The 16,806-nt window shown below is 42.4% G+C and carries 17 protein-coding genes; 11 read left to right on the top strand and 6 right to left on the bottom strand.

What is annotated here, in order from left to right:
* The first annotated feature begins 14 nt into the window (after positions 1 to 14).
* On the top strand, positions 15 to 791 hold the full coding sequence (locus ACM0OX_RS01365; RefSeq protein WP_414512428.1) for a peptidylprolyl isomerase: 777 nt from the start codon (positions 15 to 17) through the stop codon (positions 789 to 791).
* A gap of 275 nt (positions 792 to 1,066) precedes the next feature.
* On the opposite strand, the gene ACM0OX_RS01360 is transcribed toward ACM0OX_RS01365, so the two are convergent.
* The 3 genes from ACM0OX_RS01360 to trmB form a co-directional block, all read right to left on the bottom strand.
* On the bottom strand, positions 1,067 to 1,504 hold the full coding sequence (locus tag ACM0OX_RS01360) for a nitrogen fixation protein (protein ID WP_414512426.1): 438 nt from the start codon (positions 1,502 to 1,504) through the stop codon (positions 1,067 to 1,069).
* Positions 1,505 to 1,631: 127 nt separating this feature from the next.
* The gene (locus tag ACM0OX_RS01355) at positions 1,632 to 1,919 is read right to left on the bottom strand and encodes a hypothetical protein (protein WP_414512425.1); all 288 of its coding nucleotides are present in this window, start codon (positions 1,917 to 1,919) and stop codon (positions 1,632 to 1,634) included.
* Between the two features lie 562 nt (positions 1,920 to 2,481).
* Positions 2,482 to 3,129 carry a tRNA (guanosine(46)-N7)-methyltransferase TrmB gene (gene trmB, locus ACM0OX_RS01350; RefSeq protein WP_414512423.1) on the bottom strand — a complete coding sequence of 216 codons (648 nt, stop codon included), beginning with the start codon at positions 3,127 to 3,129 and terminating at the stop codon, positions 2,482 to 2,484.
* Between the two features lie 377 nt (positions 3,130 to 3,506).
* On the opposite strand from trmB, the gene ACM0OX_RS01345 reads away from it, so the two are divergent.
* The 3 genes from ACM0OX_RS01345 (at position 3,507) to ACM0OX_RS01335 (ending at position 5,713) form a co-directional block, all read left to right on the top strand.
* Positions 3,507 to 4,235 carry a MotA/TolQ/ExbB proton channel family protein gene (locus ACM0OX_RS01345; RefSeq protein ID WP_414512421.1) on the top strand — a complete coding sequence of 243 codons (729 nt, stop codon included), beginning with the start codon at positions 3,507 to 3,509 and terminating at the stop codon, positions 4,233 to 4,235.
* Positions 4,236 to 4,276: 41 nt separating this feature from the next.
* Complete coding sequence (locus tag ACM0OX_RS01340) at positions 4,277 to 4,969, top strand: biopolymer transporter ExbD (protein ID WP_414512420.1); 693 nt, start codon at positions 4,277 to 4,279, stop codon at positions 4,967 to 4,969.
* 381 nt (positions 4,970 to 5,350) lie between these two features.
* Positions 5,351 to 5,713: a phage holin family protein gene (locus ACM0OX_RS01335; protein ID WP_334720518.1), complete on the top strand. Its 363-nt coding sequence runs from the start codon at positions 5,351 to 5,353 to the stop codon at positions 5,711 to 5,713.
* Between the two features lie 75 nt (positions 5,714 to 5,788).
* Here ACM0OX_RS01335 and psb29 read toward each other — a convergent pair whose 3' ends face one another.
* Positions 5,789 to 6,496 (bottom strand): photosystem II biogenesis protein Psp29, encoded by a 708-nt coding sequence (psb29, locus tag ACM0OX_RS01330; protein ID WP_414512419.1) that lies wholly within the window; start codon positions 6,494 to 6,496, stop codon positions 5,789 to 5,791.
* A 209-nt stretch (positions 6,497 to 6,705) separates the two neighbouring features.
* Between psb29 and ACM0OX_RS01325 the strand changes: the two genes are divergently transcribed.
* Positions 6,706 to 7,311 (top strand): chromophore lyase CpcT/CpeT, encoded by a 606-nt coding sequence (locus ACM0OX_RS01325; protein ID WP_414512417.1) that lies wholly within the window; start codon positions 6,706 to 6,708, stop codon positions 7,309 to 7,311.
* Positions 7,312 to 7,387: 76 nt separating this feature from the next.
* On the opposite strand, the gene ACM0OX_RS01320 is transcribed toward ACM0OX_RS01325, so the two are convergent.
* Both ACM0OX_RS01320 and hemF read right to left on the bottom strand, forming a co-directional pair.
* Positions 7,388 to 7,756 (bottom strand): STAS domain-containing protein, encoded by a 369-nt coding sequence (locus ACM0OX_RS01320; protein WP_094351701.1) that lies wholly within the window; start codon positions 7,754 to 7,756, stop codon positions 7,388 to 7,390.
* Positions 7,757 to 8,024: 268 nt separating this feature from the next.
* On the bottom strand, positions 8,025 to 9,065 hold the full coding sequence (gene hemF / locus ACM0OX_RS01315; protein ID WP_414512415.1) for an oxygen-dependent coproporphyrinogen oxidase: 1,041 nt from the start codon (positions 9,063 to 9,065) through the stop codon (positions 8,025 to 8,027).
* Positions 9,066 to 9,515: 450 nt separating this feature from the next.
* On the opposite strand from hemF, the gene ACM0OX_RS01310 reads away from it, so the two are divergent.
* From ACM0OX_RS01310 to ACM0OX_RS01285, 6 genes are all read left to right on the top strand, one after another.
* Entirely contained in the window at positions 9,516 to 10,040 is a 525-nt protein-coding gene (locus ACM0OX_RS01310) for an SRPBCC family protein (RefSeq protein WP_414512413.1), read from the top strand.
* A gap of 346 nt (positions 10,041 to 10,386) precedes the next feature.
* On the top strand, positions 10,387 to 11,457 hold the full coding sequence (locus tag ACM0OX_RS01305; RefSeq protein ID WP_414512412.1) for an Mrp/NBP35 family ATP-binding protein: 1,071 nt from the start codon (positions 10,387 to 10,389) through the stop codon (positions 11,455 to 11,457).
* Positions 11,458 to 11,617: 160 nt separating this feature from the next.
* Complete coding sequence (gene rodA / locus ACM0OX_RS01300) at positions 11,618 to 12,931, top strand: rod shape-determining protein RodA (RefSeq protein WP_414512410.1); 1,314 nt, start codon at positions 11,618 to 11,620, stop codon at positions 12,929 to 12,931.
* A 95-nt stretch (positions 12,932 to 13,026) separates the two neighbouring features.
* Positions 13,027 to 13,224, top strand: a complete 198-nt coding sequence (locus ACM0OX_RS01295) for an NAD(P)H dehydrogenase subunit NdhS (RefSeq protein ID WP_099099801.1) — start codon at positions 13,027 to 13,029, stop codon at positions 13,222 to 13,224.
* Between the two features lie 120 nt (positions 13,225 to 13,344).
* Positions 13,345 to 14,001, top strand: coding sequence for an HAS-barrel domain-containing protein (locus ACM0OX_RS01290; RefSeq protein WP_292735362.1), 657 nt, complete (start codon positions 13,345 to 13,347; stop codon positions 13,999 to 14,001).
* Between the two features lie 149 nt (positions 14,002 to 14,150).
* Positions 14,151 to 16,289, top strand: coding sequence for a cation:proton antiporter (locus tag ACM0OX_RS01285; protein ID WP_414512408.1), 2,139 nt, complete (start codon positions 14,151 to 14,153; stop codon positions 16,287 to 16,289).
* Positions 16,290 to 16,806: the final 517 nt, after the last annotated feature.

Here is a 16,806-nt window from a genome sequence, read left to right as displayed (position 1 = left end):
AACATCATCAAGCCATGACAGAACAATTAGAACAAACTTTACCGCTCAAGGTTTTAACCAACGAACCCGTGCAAGCCCATCTAGCAACCGATGCAGAAATTTTGACATATCTGCGTCATTCTGCTAGGTTTGCAGAAATTGCGATCGCTGCTGAACGTGAGGCATTAGTTTTAGCTAACTGCAACCAGTTAGGAATTGAAATATCTGATGATGAATGGCAAGCCGCTGGCGATGCTTTTCGCTTGGAACGCAAGTTATGGGGAAATGCAGAAACTAGTGCATGGCTGGAGGAGCAGCGCATTAGTGTAGATGAGTGGTCGCAAGGAATTAAAGTAGTACTGTTGGAGAAGAAGCTTAAAGAACATCTATTCGGTGCAACAGTCGATGGCGCTTATGTTTCCAACCGCGACAACTATAGACGGGTAGCGCTATCGCAAATTCTGGTTACCGATCTGGCAACTGCTTGGAAAATCGTGCAAATTCTACGCGAAGGACAAGCTTCTTTCTGTGCTTTGGCTTTGGAACATTCTAAGGGTCAGCAGTCACAAGAAAATGGCGGTTTTGTAGGAGTTCGCTATTTAGTAGAACTGATACCGGAAATTGCCAAACCTCTTACTGAAGCTAAGGAAGGTGAAATTATTGGCCCTGTGCAAACAAAAGTGGGGTATCACGTTATGAGAGTGGAAAAGTGGTTCCCGATAGAATTGAATCAAGCAGTGAGAGAACAAATTATGGACTCGTTGTTTCAAGCGTGGTTGCAAAATTTGAAAAATTCTAACCATCAAACTTAATATATTTGTGGGGCGATAAAAAGGGCTAGGATGCAGAAAGGAATGGCATCCTTTCAGGGTATTTTGTCTCCCCACAACAATACAGCAGTTTGCAACTAAATGAGGTACAGAACCAAGAATTCACAAACCAAATTATTCTTCTGCTTCCTGCCTCCTGCCTCCTGCCTTCTGCCTCCTGCCTCCTGCCTCAAAACCAGTGACTTTGTACCTCATGCAAAAGAAAACTGCTGTATGTAGACCGAAGACAGGAAATAGAAAAAACTTTGTAGCTTTGTTTAATCAACAGTTGGTGTCGCCACTTTAACTAATAATTCAGTGGGATTGTAGTTATCTGTAATAACTTGTGGACAACGCATACAAGCTGCCTTACCTTCCTGCTCCCACCATCGGCAATTTCGGCGTATAGAACAAGGTGGTAGATCCTCTACTACCGTTGGCAAATTTTCTACAACTCGCATTGCCAGACGACAATCTTTACCATCAAAATGTTGACAACCCTTAGTTGCACAGGGTGCAGCCGTCCGAAAAATTTCAGTGGGTGTTACCGGACTAGCTTTTGCTATTAGTTCATCTGTGACAGCTTGTGGCTGCTTAAGATAAGCAATGCGGGGTTCTGTGACTGTGCCACCAACGACGCCGAAAACAACACTATCCTGCCATTCTGGTCTTGCACTAGGGCAAAGTATAGTCTTTTCAGTAGCGATGTCTTCCATAAATTGAACCTATAGTGAATTGTATTTTTAAGCTGATGGAGATTTACAGATAGTTTCAGGTCAGACTGCTCTCCATCAACCTAAATAAGCAAATTAAATGTCCAAGAGTTTAATAGTTACTAGCAACTTAAAAGGCTTGTGCGCCCAAGTTGGGATCTTGTGCAATTAGTCCACAAGTAATCGGTTCTCTCAAAATAATGCCACCTGCAATGGTCGGCAATGTCTTCACAAGAGAAGTACTTGCAACGATTGCAAAACCACCTGTAACGTTTGCCATTTCCTCATCAGGCAGAGTTAGTAAAGCATCTTCTGAATCCTGATTTAGGTTCCGTCGTGCTACTGCATTGTTAACAGCATTATCAATTAGATTGTTAATTTCAAATTGAATATTTGAATTCTTGTTCTTGCCTTCCATTTTGCTTTTCCTCAGAATATATAACTAGATAGGGCTTGCTGAATAACTAAGTACTTTAATTGCCTAATACCAATTTGAAAAATGAGTGCGACAGATGGAAAACTGAAACACTTATCCAATGGATGTTTCACAATCCAAAATCGAAAATCGTTCGACTGAGCGTAGCCGAAGTCTAAAATCCAAAATGGTATAATCTTGTCTATATTCTAGGTATAAGCAAAATGATTTAATTATGTTTTGAAAATTTTGAATAGACATAAATAAAACTTTTATGTCACCCATTAAGAAATCGACACTTTTAGCCAACACTATTTATTTATCAAGGTTTGTGTATCTATCAATTACTCTACACTAAGCTTCTGCACCAATTATCAAATAATATTTCACTATTTTTTTAACCTTTAATAGAACATTTATGTCCCAAAGACTTTTCCAAATAATGGGTAATATTTAACGGCAATATAAAAAGTAAGACTTAAGTCTATATGAGTAAATCGTTTCAAGGCCGATCGAGAAAACTTCAAATTCCAAATGGGAGGCAGAGTTGGTATTACTAACATCTCTAGTCATTACTCTTCACCCTTTCAAACAAAGCTCGATAGACAGGCTCACCCTTTTTTTGCGTGCCTATTTCCCGTTCTGTAGGAACTGGTAGCGGATTTTTCGCTAGCCATTCTTCTGCACCAACTTTCTGAAAAGCTGAATTAGCAGCAAAGCGATCGCGCATTTCCACAGCCACAAATTCCATATCTGATTGCATAAATACCAACCCCCCAACCGCAAGATACTTAGCTAAGTCTGCCACTAGTTCTGGTTGCACTACACGACGTTTAGCGTGGCGGGTTTTAAACCAAGGATCGGGAAATTGAATAGTAACGCGTTTTAAACTTCCTAGAGGTAGGGAAGATAAAAGTGAATGCAGTGAGTTATTCACATTGCAAAATAAATAGTGCAGGTTTGTTAAGCCTAATTCAGAACGTAACTTATTCGCCTCTACCACCAGCGGTTCCCGAATTTCCAAGCCGAGAAAATTCCAGTTGGGTTCTATCTGGGCCATATTCAACAAAAACAGCCCCTTAGCGCAGCCAATATCTAAATGTAGTGGTTGATTTGGCTTTGCATAAATTTTTTCCCAGTCTTGGGGACTTGCTGGTGTTTGATACTTTTTACCAAGTGGATTAACATGCTGACGGACTCGGACTGCTGCCAAAATTTGTTCTCCTTTACGTGAAAATATCCTATGGTGAAACTTCAGGTTATATCAATTCAAAAAATGTTTGCGACCAGACACCCACCCTCACTGATGCACACCCTACCCGAAGCCTTGGAGAGGGTTGGGTAGGGTCTTATCTATGTATTGCATTCTTTTTTCAAATTGGTATTACAAGGAAGTCTAGCAAAAGTATGCCAAAAATTATCGGTCTATCATTCAATTGCCTACCCAGCAGCAAGTTTGTACCATCTTTGCACTGTTTTTTTTGGTTTTCGAGAAATTTATATTTTGGAAGTCCCTCATTTTGCATTAATCTCTAGAATTAAAATGCCTTAACACATTTGCTTTAGTCGTGGAGGGAGGAAATTTAAACAGTGGATATTTTAGATTTGTTTTACAAGGGTGGGCCAGCGATGTGGCCATTGCTAGTTCTCTCGATTCTGGCTTTGAGTGTCATTTTCGAGCGTATATGGTTCTGGTTGCGAATTTTGACTCAGGAAAAGCAAATAGTCGATCGTATCCTAGATGCTGCCCAGGATAATTGGGAAGTAGCTGCGGACATCGCAAGACTTGCAAGCCATCAGCCTGTCGGGCGTTTTCTCTACGCCCCTCTACGTTTTGCGAAAACTGATGCGGAAACCTTTCGACTAGCACTGGAGGCTACAGCAGAAGACGAATTAGCTGGGATGCGCAGGGGCGAAAAACTTTTAGAAGCCGTGATTGCCCTTGCGCCACTGTTGGGATTGTTGGGCACAGTTTTGGGTTTAATTCAGTCTCTGCGCTCAATTCGGATTGGCGATTTGGGAACTGAATCTACTGCTGGGGTGACTACTGGTATTGGTGAATCCTTAATTAGTACGGCAAGTGGGCTAATAGTTGCCATCATTAGTTTGGTATTTTACCGCCTATTTCAAAGTTTTGTAGTCAACCAAGTCAAAGTTTTTCGGAAGGCAGGGAATGAGATGGAATTGCTCTATCGCCAGTCTCCTCCTGACTTTAGCAATAGGACATCAGCAATTGTGCCAGAAAATTTCACTCCACCCCGCAAGCCAGGAAAGACTAGAATTCCTGAACCTCCTGAACCCCCAAATACACCTAATTAATAGTCAATAATTCAACCCCTGAACAGGCTTGAGAGTGAGACATGAAAGTTAATCTACATACTCCAATTGAAGAAGTCCAAATTCAAATCATCCCTTTAATTGATGTCGTTTTTTGTATCCTGACATTTTTTTTATTAGCGGCTTTACAATTTACACGGCAACAGGCAATAAATGTTGATTTGCCTAAAGCCAGCCCCAGTACAGTCTCTGGAATAACATCACAGAGTGGAAGTGTGATTGTTACCATCGATGCTGTGGGCAATACTTACATAGAAAAACAGCCTGTAAAACAGGAAGATTTGAGGCAGAGTTTAAAACAGTATCTCCAAGCAAACCCTAATGCCATTGTCGTGCTGAATGCTTCGCGCACAGCAACTTACAATGATGTGATTGAGACATTGGATTTGCTACGACAAGTAGGGGGCGATCGCGTTTCTTTGGGAATTATTCCTGGCCCATCTCAACCATCCATAAACTCGCCTAACCAGCCTGCTGTCCCTTCTTTCCCAATCAATCCTGGTGCTGCGCCACTTCCAGGAATCAATCCCGAAGGGAATATTACCCCAAAATTCCCCTTAGCACCTAATTCTGTACCCTTTCCTAGCATTACTCAGCCTCCAACTGGGCAAGGCATCAGTCCTATCAATCCTAGTATTTCTCCAGTGGTTCCTAACTCAACAACACCTCAAGCGCCTGTAGCACCTAAACAAACCCAACCTCCTCTTAAAAGATGAGATAGGGGAATGGGGAATTGGGGATGGGGCATAGGTTATTCTCTTTGTCTCTTTGTCTCCTTGTCCCCCACTCATCATTCCCAATTCCCCCTTCAAGCCTTTTAGCAAACCTAAAGATATCTAGAATAAATCTCGGCTAAAGAAAAAAAAGCTGCTAATTTACAAATAATTGGTTGAGCTTTAAAGATTTTTCCACCTATAGATTGAGGAACATAATCACCAATTACCATCCACATTTCATACCAAATTGGGGAAGGATGTTCAAATAGGTTAACAGATTGAAAAGCGCTTGTATCAAGCGTGCTTCAGTGTGTCCTAATTACGAACTACGAACTACGAACTACGAATTACGAATTACTAATTAGTATCAGGGGTTGTGGCATGAATATCGTGACGCTTTTAATTGTTTGGGTAGTAACAGCTATCAGCTTGTTGATAATTAGTAAGTTGCCTTTGGGAGTTGAAATTGATACTCCTGGTAAAGCGTTTCTTTCTGCCGCAGTGCTTGGTATCGTGACGGCAATAGTCAGACCGATTTTAAGTCTCGTTTTTGCAGTACCAAACCTACTCACTTTGGACTTATTATCCGGCATTTTCACATTTATGATTGCCGTGGTTTGTTTTAGTATTGCTGCTTGGTTAGTAGAGGGCTTTCGCTTGCGCTACGGGATTTGGAGTGCTGTTATTGGGGCATTTACGCTGACTATAATTAACAGCTTAATCTACAAAATATTGGGCGTCTAAAGCTAAGAGTTAGGAGTTAGGAGTTATTAACAATTCCTCACTCATAACTCCTAACTCATCACTGCCAAATTCTAACTATTCGTTGGAACTTGGGGGAGCAACTGGGGTAGTTGATTGTTGTTTACGTTGCTCGCGTTTTTTGCGATCGGCTGAGAGTATATCTGCCATCACCACTAGCGCTTGCGCCATTTTGTCTAGGTTAGAACGGTATAACTCCAAATCCTTGTTGAGTTTGTCATCAGAAAGATGCAAGCCAGCAGCGATCGCTTTTAGCGCCTCAGTGAGTTGCTTTTCATCTTTGACTAATTCGGGATCTGACTGTTCTAATAACGAAAATACACCAATTGCGAACAAACGGTTGTATTTAAAGTTAGGATTATTGGCGATCGCTTGTAGGGTTGCTTGCAAGTCAGCATCTCTATCTAGGTAAGTAGTTTGGCCCAACCACCCAATTAAATCTTTAATTGGCAAACCTTTAGCTACAGCTTGCAATCTTTGGGCATCCTGTCGATATTGTTGCGGATCTGTTTCTATAGCCTGACATAAGGCGTTAAAAATTGATTCTCGATCCCGTTCTGGTTGATAGCCTTCCATGAAGCGATCAAAAGTAGTGACGACACCCAAGGCATAAATTGGATTGTAGCTAAAATCGATATTTACTGACAGCAGATGCATTTCCACCATCAATTCTTCTACTACCCGACGATAAATAGTGTTGATCGGACGGGTGTGAAGATTGTAGAAAGTTCGCTTTGTATCAGAGACTGTACGGACGTTATTCACAAAGAAAAAAGAAATGTTAAGGGCGACGTATCTTTATTTTCTCGCTTAAAGGCTACTTTGCCAAGTTGAGCTTTTAGCGGGTGACGGTTTCATTTACAATATATACACATCAAAAGTATTTTATAAGCTGGTAACTAGACGAAATAAGACCCTTTCTCCTGAAAAACTAGCTAAAAATTATTATCCTTAATGATCTATTTATTGTACTTATGAACTTCTCGCCACAGTTAATTGCTTTAGGTGAGTACCTAGCTGGTGAATTTGATAATCGGGAACAAGCCATAGCAGAACCAGTTTGGTATGTCCACCTGTGCCTGTGGCAAAGACCAGTTAATCTGTTTACAGAAGATAGCATCACCTTATTTGCCGAACAGGCTAACGTTATTACCTTAGATCAACCTTATCGCCAGCGAATTATCCGGTTGCGTCAAAGCAGCGACTCTGACGCAACTGTGGAAGTTCAATATTATATGCCTCAAGATCCAGGTGCATTAAAAGGCGCAGGTGATAACCCTGCTCTATTAAACACACTGACATCCGAACAATTAGATTTACTACCAGGTTGTATCCTAACAGTTACTCAGGAGAAACTAACTGGCGATCGCTATAAGTTTACCGCTACCCCACTACCAGAGACTAGTTGTAGCTTTACTTATCTTGGCAATAGCATCCATGTTTCTTTAGGTTTTGCAGCTACAGCGACAGAATTTCACAGCTACGACAAAGGAATTGATCCCGCAACTGGAAAAGCAACCTGGGGGGCAATTATGGGGCCCTATCGCTACACCAAGCGAAATCAGTATTCAATAAGATAAAGTTATGAGTTATGAGTTATGAGTTATGAATTTTGAATCAACTCCTCACTCCTCACTCTTAACTTCTAACTCTTTTTTAGCTGGCAATGCTACGAGGTACGCCTTCTAAAGCTTCCTCTTCTGTTTCAAAGATTTCAAAAACAGTATCCATCATCGTCACTTCAAACACGAGTTTGGCTTCTGGATGTACATTGCAGATGCGGAAACTGCCTTTGACTTTATCAGCATCACGCATTCCAGCTACCAAAGATGTAAGACCAGAACTATCAATAAAATTTACCTGAGCCAAATTTACAACTACATGGCGACTGAGTTTGGAAATACACTCTTGTAACTTCAGGCGAAATTGCCAAGCCGTGGTGATATCCAGACGGCCTGATGGTGTCAAGACGATAACGGTGTTTCCGTCTTGGGTTGTATAAGTTTTTTGGTCTATATGAATCACTAAAGCCCTCCCCGTGGCATTCCTTTTAAGATTAACTAGTGACAGAATTTTCTAATGCTGTCACTTGAGATTAACAAGCTATAGCTAAATTTGTCACCTTTTTCGGCTAAGTGCTTAACTTTAGTAGTTATAACTCACCAAAATAGTGGGGAGTGGGGAGATGAGGGAAATGAGACAGCCGGGGAAGATCACTTTCTTATAACTCCTAACTCCTAACTCCTAACTCAGCACGGGCTAAACGCCCCGCTACCGCTAACAGCACTCAGAACTACTTGGGTGTCCAGTTGATCCAATCTTGAGGTTTAAGGAAAGTTTCATACAACTCGGCTTCAGGGGAATTGGGTTCTGGTTGATAGCCGTATTCCCAGCGCACTAGGGGAGGTAGGGACATGAGAATTGATTCGGTGCGTCCGTTGGTTTGCAGACCAAAAATAGTGCCTCGGTCATAAACCAAGTTAAATTCTACATAACGTCCCCGGCGGTAGAGTTGAAAATTCCGTTGGCGATCGCCATACTCTATCCCATTGCGCCGTTCTACAATTGGTACGTAAGCTGGTAAAAATGCTCTGCCACAGTCTTGCACAAAGCCAAACAAATCTTCCCAATTGCGGGTTGCTGGTGTTCCCACTTGGTTGCTATAAATAGCCGCTTCCCCATTGGGATTTGGCCCGCGATATAAAGCACCCTGCCCATCTTGGTAATCAAAAAACAGACCACCTACACCCCTTGTCTCATCACGATGCTTGAGGTAGAAATATTCATCACACCACTTCTTAAACACTGGGTAATACTCTGGGTGGTGTTGGTCGCAAGCTTGCTTTAATGTTTTGTGTAAATGTGCCGCATCTTCAGCAAAGGGGTAATAAGGTGTCAAGTCAAGACCGCCACCAAACCACCACACTGGCCCCGCTTCAAAGTAGCGATAATTGAGATGAACTGTAGGCACATAAGGATTGCGAGGATGTAATACCATTGAAGTTCCTGTGGCATAAAAGCCATGCCCTGCGGCTTCAGGGCGTTGGGTTAAAATTGAGGGTGGCAAATGGGAACCCTGAACTTCAGAAAAATTTACACCTGCTTGTTCAAATATTGCACCATCTCGCAGTACGCGCGATCGCCCTCCTCCTCCTTCTGGGCGTTCCCAACTATCTTCATTAAACTTAGCCACGCCATCTAGTTTTGCCAATGATTCGGTAATTTCGTCTTGCAGTTGTTTCATAAACTGACTGACCCTAGCCTGAGAGTCAGGTGCTGGCAAAGACTTTGATGATTCTGCTTCTACAGTTGGTGTTTGCGAGTTGGTCAACATAGATTCCCGAACCTAAATTACAATTTCCAGAAAGCCACAAATTTTTCATTTTAAAATTTGGGGGAAACACGCACCAACAATCTAGCTCTATTTGCCCAACCCGCTTTTTTCTTCCTGGGTTAAGCATTTATCCGATTGATGGGCATCACTAGAGTTATTTTCCCTCAAATGCGTATAGGCTTGTATATTGAATTAGTTTTTTTTGAAATTCTTAATTGGAATATTCTGGTATAAAGACTAAATTTTAGTCTTAAGCTTGAAGTATCAAGGATTTGACTGGTCTACTCAAAACTTTTTTGTCATATTGCTGATGTTGGCTGTTTGGGTCTGTATCGAATCGAGGCTTGCTATGTTTAGGGCATTTTTGAGAAAGTTTTAATTTAGCAGTAAAGCGTAGTTGCACACCATACCAGATTTCCCAGAAAGTATCTAGGGAGGAGGATTAGGAAAATGCAAGGTTGGTTATCCAAATTCATCCACCGCAAACGTCGTCGATTTTGCGCTTCTCTGGTGTGGACGTATCGAGAGATTAGTTCTGCTTCTGTAGATGAACTGTGGCAAAAAGTGGTTGACTTAACAGATGTTTCCTGGCATCCACAACTTAAGAGTACTAATGTCCCGCGTGGATTAGTACCCAAGCCAGGATTAATTTTTCAAGCTGTAACACGCTTTTCGCCGATACCCATCAGAATTTTTGTGGAGCGCGTCAATCCCAGAGAGATGCTGAGTATCCGCGTGATGGCGATTCCTGGAATAGAGGAACGGGTAACTTACCAAGTAGAGTCAACAGTTTGTGGTACTTGTTTGTCTTATTCTGTAACGCTACGGGGTTGGTTATCGCCCTTGATTTGGTCTTTATCCCGTCCTTATGCAGACCGCGTTGCACGCTCTTTAGTCGAGGCAGTAGAAAAGACGGCATTACCAGCGGTATCTGGTAAGAAAAAATCTCTTAATGACAGTTGTTTTGATTTTTAGGTACTGGGGAAGAAGCAGGGGAGCAGGGGAGCAGGGGAGCAGAGGAGCAGAGGAGAAGTAGCAGTAAGTGCTTTCCCCTCTGCCCTTCGGTAACAGAGCGTGCCGTACCCCTCCGGCGAAGCAAGCTACGCGCAGCGTCTCGTAGAGAAGTGCTGCCCCTCTGCCTCTTTTCCATGCTCAATGCCCAAAGGAAGTTAAGATTCAATTAGGTAATAATGCTATTTGCTAAGTTTTATTACAGCAGTAACAGTGATAAAAATTAGCTGACCTTACTTAAGAAAGCATCCAGTTAATAGTTAAGATGTTCTCCACAAGTGTATTTATTCATTTTGAATTTTGAATTTTTATGTACGATGTCCTCGATTCCCACTCTGTATTAGAAATTTTGCGACCAGTGGAAGACCCAGAACTCCGCAAAAGTCTGGTAGAACTGAATATGATTCGCAACGTAAAAATTGACGGTGGTAAGGTTAGTTTCACTTTAGTATTAACCACTCCTGCCTGTCCTTTACGTGAATTTATTGTCGAAGACTGTCAGAAAGCTGTCAAAAAACTCCCAGGCGTTACAGATGTCAGCATAGAAGTGACGGCAGAAACACCGCAACAAAAAAGTTTACCCGATCGCACTGGCATTTCTGGAGTCAAAAATATCATTGCTGTTTCCAGCGGTAAAGGTGGCGTTGGTAAAAGTACGGTTGCAGTGAATGTAGCAGTGGCTCTAGCCCAAACTGGGGCGAAAGTCGGCTTGCTAGATGCTGATATTTACGGGCCCAATGACCCCACCATGCTGGGTTTGTCTGATGCTCAAATTACTGTGCGTTCTACTGAAACAGGTGACATCCTGGAACCTGCTTTTAATCACGGCGTCAAATTAGTTTCAATGGGCTTTTTGATTGACCGAGATCAACCAGTAATTTGGCGGGGGCCTATGCTCAATGGTGTAATTCGCCAGTTTCTCTATCAAGTTGAATGGGGTGAACTGGACTATCTGATTGTAGATATGCCACCGGGAACGGGAGATGCTCAGTTAACTTTAACGCAAGCAGTGCCGATGGCAGGGGCAGTAATTGTCACCACGCCGCAAAACGTAGCTCTGTTAGATTCTCGCAAGGGATTGCGGATGTTCCAGCAAATGAATGTTCCGGTATTGGGGATCGTGGAAAATATGAGCTATTTTATCCCCCCCGATCGACCAGATAAGCAATATGACATCTTTGGTTCCGGTGGTGGCTCCAAAACAGCTGCTGAATTGGGAGTGCCACTGTTGGGGTGCGTGCCGCTAGAGATTTCCACGCGAGTTGGTGGTGATAGCGGTGTACCGATAGTTGTTGGCGATCCAGATTCAGCTTCAGCAAAAGCATTAACAGCGATCGCTCTTACTATTGCTGGTAAAGTATCAGTTGCTGCCCTGACATAATTATAAATTTTGATTTCTATCTACTTCCTGGGCTATAGCTTGGGAATACTAGAAATTGGGTGTTAGGGATTAGAGAAGTTGGGGAAGAATAAATATTGATTATTGACTAATTCTCAAACCCCAATCCCCAACAATTAAAGCTAAAGTCTAAACTGGCACAATGTTGTTAAAACGATCGCTCCCCAAAATTCGCTGGAAGTCTTGGGTTAAGCCCTGGCAGCATGTAGATTGGCTACTTTTTTGTTTGCCAATTGCTGTCAGTATTTTTGGCGGCCTGATGATTCTCAGTACAGAACTGAAGCAGCCAGTAACTGACTGGTGGTGGCACTGGATGGTAGCGGGTATCGGCGTGCTTATAGCCCTATTTTTATCTCGCATCCGTTATGAACTCTTGATGCAGTGGCACTGGGTAACATACACACTGACGAACTTCAGTTTAATTGCCGTGATGATTGCTGGTACTAGCGCCAAAGGGGCACAACGGTGGATTAGTGTCGCCGGCTTTAACGTTCAACCCTCAGAATTTGCCAAAGTCGGTATGATTATCACATTAGCAGCCTTGCTACACAGGCGGACTGCTTCTAGCCTCGAAGGCGTTTTCCGCGTTCTGGCAATCACCGCTATACCTTGGGGATTAGTATTTTTGCAGCCAGATTTAGCAACATCACTAGTATTTGGTGCGATCGTCTTAGGAATGCTTTACTGGGCAAATGCTAACCCAGGCTGGTTAATTCTGATGATTTCTCCGGTGGTTGCCGCCATTTTGTTTAGTATATCTTGGCCTTTAACAGAGCCGATAGTTTTATTCAAAGAACTATCTTTTGGGCCATTAGGATTAATTTGGTCAGTTGCAATGGCTATTGTGGGCTGGCAAACTCTTCCCTGGCGTCGATTTGGTTTAGGTGCTATCGGTGCGTGGACTCTCAATATACTGGGTGGCGAATTAGGAGTCTTCGCCTGGAACCATGTTTTGAAAGAGTATCAAAAAGACCGACTAACTGTATTCATGAATCCCGATCACGATCCACTCGGTGCTGGATATCACTTAATCCAATCTCGCATTGCTATTGGTGCTGGTGAAATCTGGGGATGGGGTCTGTTCAAGGGGCCCATGACACAACTGAATTTTGTACCAGAACAGCATACAGACTTTATTTTTTCCGCAGTGGGGGAAGAATTTGGTTTTATTGGTTGTTTGGTAGTGCTGTTTGTCTTCTGCTTAATTTGCTTGCGTCTACTGCATGTTGCCCAAACCGCCAAAGATAACTTTGGTTCCTTGTTGGCTATTGGCGTTTTGTCCATGATTGTGTTTCAGCTGATTGTCAACATTGGCATGACTGTTGGTTTAGCACCTGTGGCAGGAATTCCCCTACCTTGGATGAGTTATGGGCGTTCTGCGATGCTGACTAACTTCATTTCCTTGGGAATAGTAGAATCGGTAGCAAATTTTCGACAAAGGCAGAAGTATTATTGATTCGTCATTAGTCATTTGTCCTTTGCTAATAACTAATGACAAATGACTATTAACAAGTATTAAGCTATTAAAAGGAAACAAGCGAGGCTAAAAAAATGATTCTGCCTGGAGCAACTGTTCGCGTCAAGAATCCCGCAGATACCTATTATCGCTACGAAGGACTCGTGCAACGGCTGAGTGACGGCAAAGTAGCCGTATTATTTGAAGGTGGTAACTGGGATAAATTAGTTACCTTCCGCCTGAGCGAATTGGAACTCGTAGAAACCACCGCCGGACGTAAAAAAGCCAAATAAGACTTAGTTAGGAGTGAGAAGTTAGGAGTTAGGAGTTATGATTCCTCAACTCATAACTCATAACTCCTAACTCTTAACTCAGCACGGGCTAAACGCCCCGCTATCGCTAACAGCACTCCCATGCGTCTCCCATTACCACAGTTTGCCACTGGCGATCGCCATCCGAACCACATTGCGGAGGTGATTGAAACTACTAGTACCGAATTTTTAGCTCAGTGTTTAGAGCCAGAAGATTTAAGCTTTCCCTCGATGCCACCCTTTGGTAGTTGGGTCTGTTCTGTAGATGAAGAATCTGGCAATCAAATTTATGCGGTAGTGTATTATGCCACAACTATGCCCATAGATTCCGTACACAGGGCGAGAGCATTAGGGTTGTCATTGCAAGACTTACGGGAGGAACAACCCCAAATATTTGCCATGCTCCGCACAGAATTCCGGGCTGCGATCGTGGGATTTGAACTATCTTCGCAAAATCAAAGTTATAACCAAAGAGTATATCAGTATCTTCCACCTCGTCCCCCGCAAATTCATCAAGCTGTTTATCGATGTGAACCAGAAGCTATCATTAAATTTACTGAAGAACTAGATTTTTTACGGACACTGCTGTGTATAAATGGTGCGCCAATAGAGTCTTTAACCGCAGCTGCCATTCGAGATGTATACCAGTTACGCAAAGCTGACCGACAATGGCTAATTAAAGCTGGACGTAGCTTAAGTGTGCTACTTAAAGACGACTACGATCGCTTACGGTTCATTTTGAGTCAAATCCACCCGTAGGTAGTTAATTCTTGAATAATTGCCTAGTTAGTGTAAATTAAGAAGATTTTTGATTTTTCGTCAGGTGGCTTCTCTATTTATTCATATTGATCGGGCGATCGCCCCCAAGGTAATCGCTGTTTTACCATAGCCCCTTCAATTCCTAATATATGGAACTAATATCACAAGTTCTTGTTCTGGAACCAACTTCCCAAGTTCTTGGCAAAGAACCAATTGTTCCCTTTGCTATTTTACTGGTGGTCATCTTAGTTATACCCATCATGTTTGAGCGGCTAAGATTACCAGGATTAGTGGGTTTGGTTTTCTCAGGGCTAGTACTTGGGCCTTCAGGTTGGAATCTTTTTCAGTCTGACTCACCGATGATTAACCTACTATCAGACATTGGGTTAATTTATTTGCTGTTTGTCGCTGGGCTAGAAATTGATTTAGAACAGTTTCGCCGAAAAAAAAGTCGTGCTTTTGGGTTTGCTAGCTTTACTTTCTGTGTACCTCTACTCATGGGAACCTTAGTAGGGCTGATTTTAGGCTATGGCTGGAATACTTCAATCTTAATTGGCTCTTTATTTGCTTCCTATACCCTTTTGGCATACCCCATAATCAGCCGTTTGGGAGTAATAAACAACGAAGCTGTTACTGTCACCATTGGAGCTACGATTTTTACAAACATTGGCGCAGTACTAATATTAGCTATTTGTGTAGCTGTCTCTCATACTGAAGCATTCAGCTTTGCGAAACTACTCACTTTGTCGGGTTGGTTAATTATTTACTCTGTGGCCGTTGTGACAGGCTTTGATTGGGCAGGCAAAGAATTTTTCAAACGGTCTGGAGACGATGAAGGAAACAAGTTTTTATTTGTGTTGCTTTCTGTGTTTCTGGCAGCTGTGGGCGCTCAATTGATTGGAGTAGAAAAAATTGTTGGTGCTTTTTTAGCGGGTTTAGCAGTGAATGAAGCTGTGGGTGAAGGCCCAGTCAAAGAAAAGGTGGTATTTATTGGCAGTGTGCTGTTCATTCCCATTTTCTTTGTTGACCTTGGCTTACTGATCGATCTACCCGCTTTTGCGAACAATCTGAACACGCTCAAGTTAACGCTGTTAATCGTAGTTGGTTTGATTATCAGTAAATTGATCGCCGCTTTGTTGACAAAACTGGTTTACCGCTATAAATGGCAAGAAATGCTAACGATGTGGTCGCTGTCACTTCCCCAGGTTGGTACAACGTTAGCAGCAACGTTAGTGGGATATCAGGCTGGTTTGCTGCCACTGGAAGTATTACACAGTGTGATTATTTTAATGCTTGTCACATCAACCTTGGGGCCGTTGATAACCAGTCGAATAGCTGTTGGTTTGAATTCTCCACCAGATGAAGATCCAGCACCACTCTTAGCTGAGGAGAACACATCAGAAGCAGACAGTGCTTTTACTATAGTCGTGCCTATATATAATCCTCAGACCCAGCAGTATTTGATTGAAATGGCAGCGTTATTAGCACGTCAGTCTCATGGCAAAATTATACCCCTGGCGATCGCTACTGCTGCTGCTCACATGGATGCGCCCCAGTTAGAAGCGTCTCTACAACGGAGTGAGTGGTTATTGAGTAAAGCCACGACACAAAGTCGAACCTTGGGCGTAGCCGCAGAACCAATGCTGCGAATCGATGATGCTTTTGCTCAAGGAATTAGCAGAGCAGCTCGCGAACAAAAGGCTAATTTAATCGTTATGGGTTGGGGTAAACGGACTGGGTTACGAGCGCGTTTATTTGGGAATGTGATTGATGGTGTGCTTTGGGCATCTCATTGTCCAGTAGCAGTGACACGTCTAGTAGAATCACCGAAAAAAATTCAGCGGATCTTAGTACCAATAGAAAATTTAACAGCGCCGACATTACAGCCTGTACAGTTTGCCCAGATGTTGGCAGAGGCAAATCAGAGCCATATTACTGTGCTAAATGTGTGCGATCGCCGCACTAGTTCTAGTAAAATCGCTTGGAGGCGATCGCATCTTTCCCTATTGGTATCTAAATTGGCTTTGTCCAATGCCCCAGAAATTCAAATCATCGCTCACGAAAATGTTGCCCAAGCAATTTTGCAGGCAGCAAGATTATATGATTTAGTAATTTTACCTTTTATACGTAATCGTACCAGTCCTGGAGGGTTAGCTATTAGCGATGTCACAACCCAGTTAGCCAGACAACTCACCTGCTCAATTATCATGCTTGGAGAACCGCAACGCACTCAAAGCACAAATTTAATTATGTCTACCACGGTTAGCAGCATTACATCTGCTGTATGATGTAAGGCAGAATACAGTTCAAGTAAGTGGACTTGGGCTGCGTTAGCGTAGTCCGCACTTCTCTTACGAGACGCTGCGCGTAGCTTGCTTCCCCGGAGGGGTACGACAAGCTCAGTGACCGTCGGTGGCATCAAATTTCCAAAAATATTCGCAATAAATGAATCGGCTGTAGGGATTTACATGTGTATTATTTGCATATATCTGTAGCGCGAGTGTCAACCCGATCTCGACTAATTTTTAGTATCCAAGTAAAAACTCAATACCCGTAAAAATACTTTATATTTTTGAAGATTTGATAAAGATCGGCTGAACAACAAACAATTTTTAAACAATTTTTGTTATTTTGCTAATTGAATTCTTAAGAAAACAGGTAAAAATATAACAAAACTACAACTGTGAAAAAATAAGTAAGTTCAACAACAATTTTTGATTGAGCCTTGTTCTTTTTTTTGTTTTGTATTTTTGTACCCAAGCTGGGTAATCTAAAAGTAAGTGCAATAGCTACTGAAAATATTTG

Source organism: Nostoc sp. PCC 9305 (assembly GCF_963920915.1).
GTDB lineage: Bacteria > Cyanobacteriota > Cyanobacteriia > Cyanobacteriales > Nostocaceae > Nostoc.
This window is presented reverse-complemented; position numbering and strand designations above follow the sequence as displayed.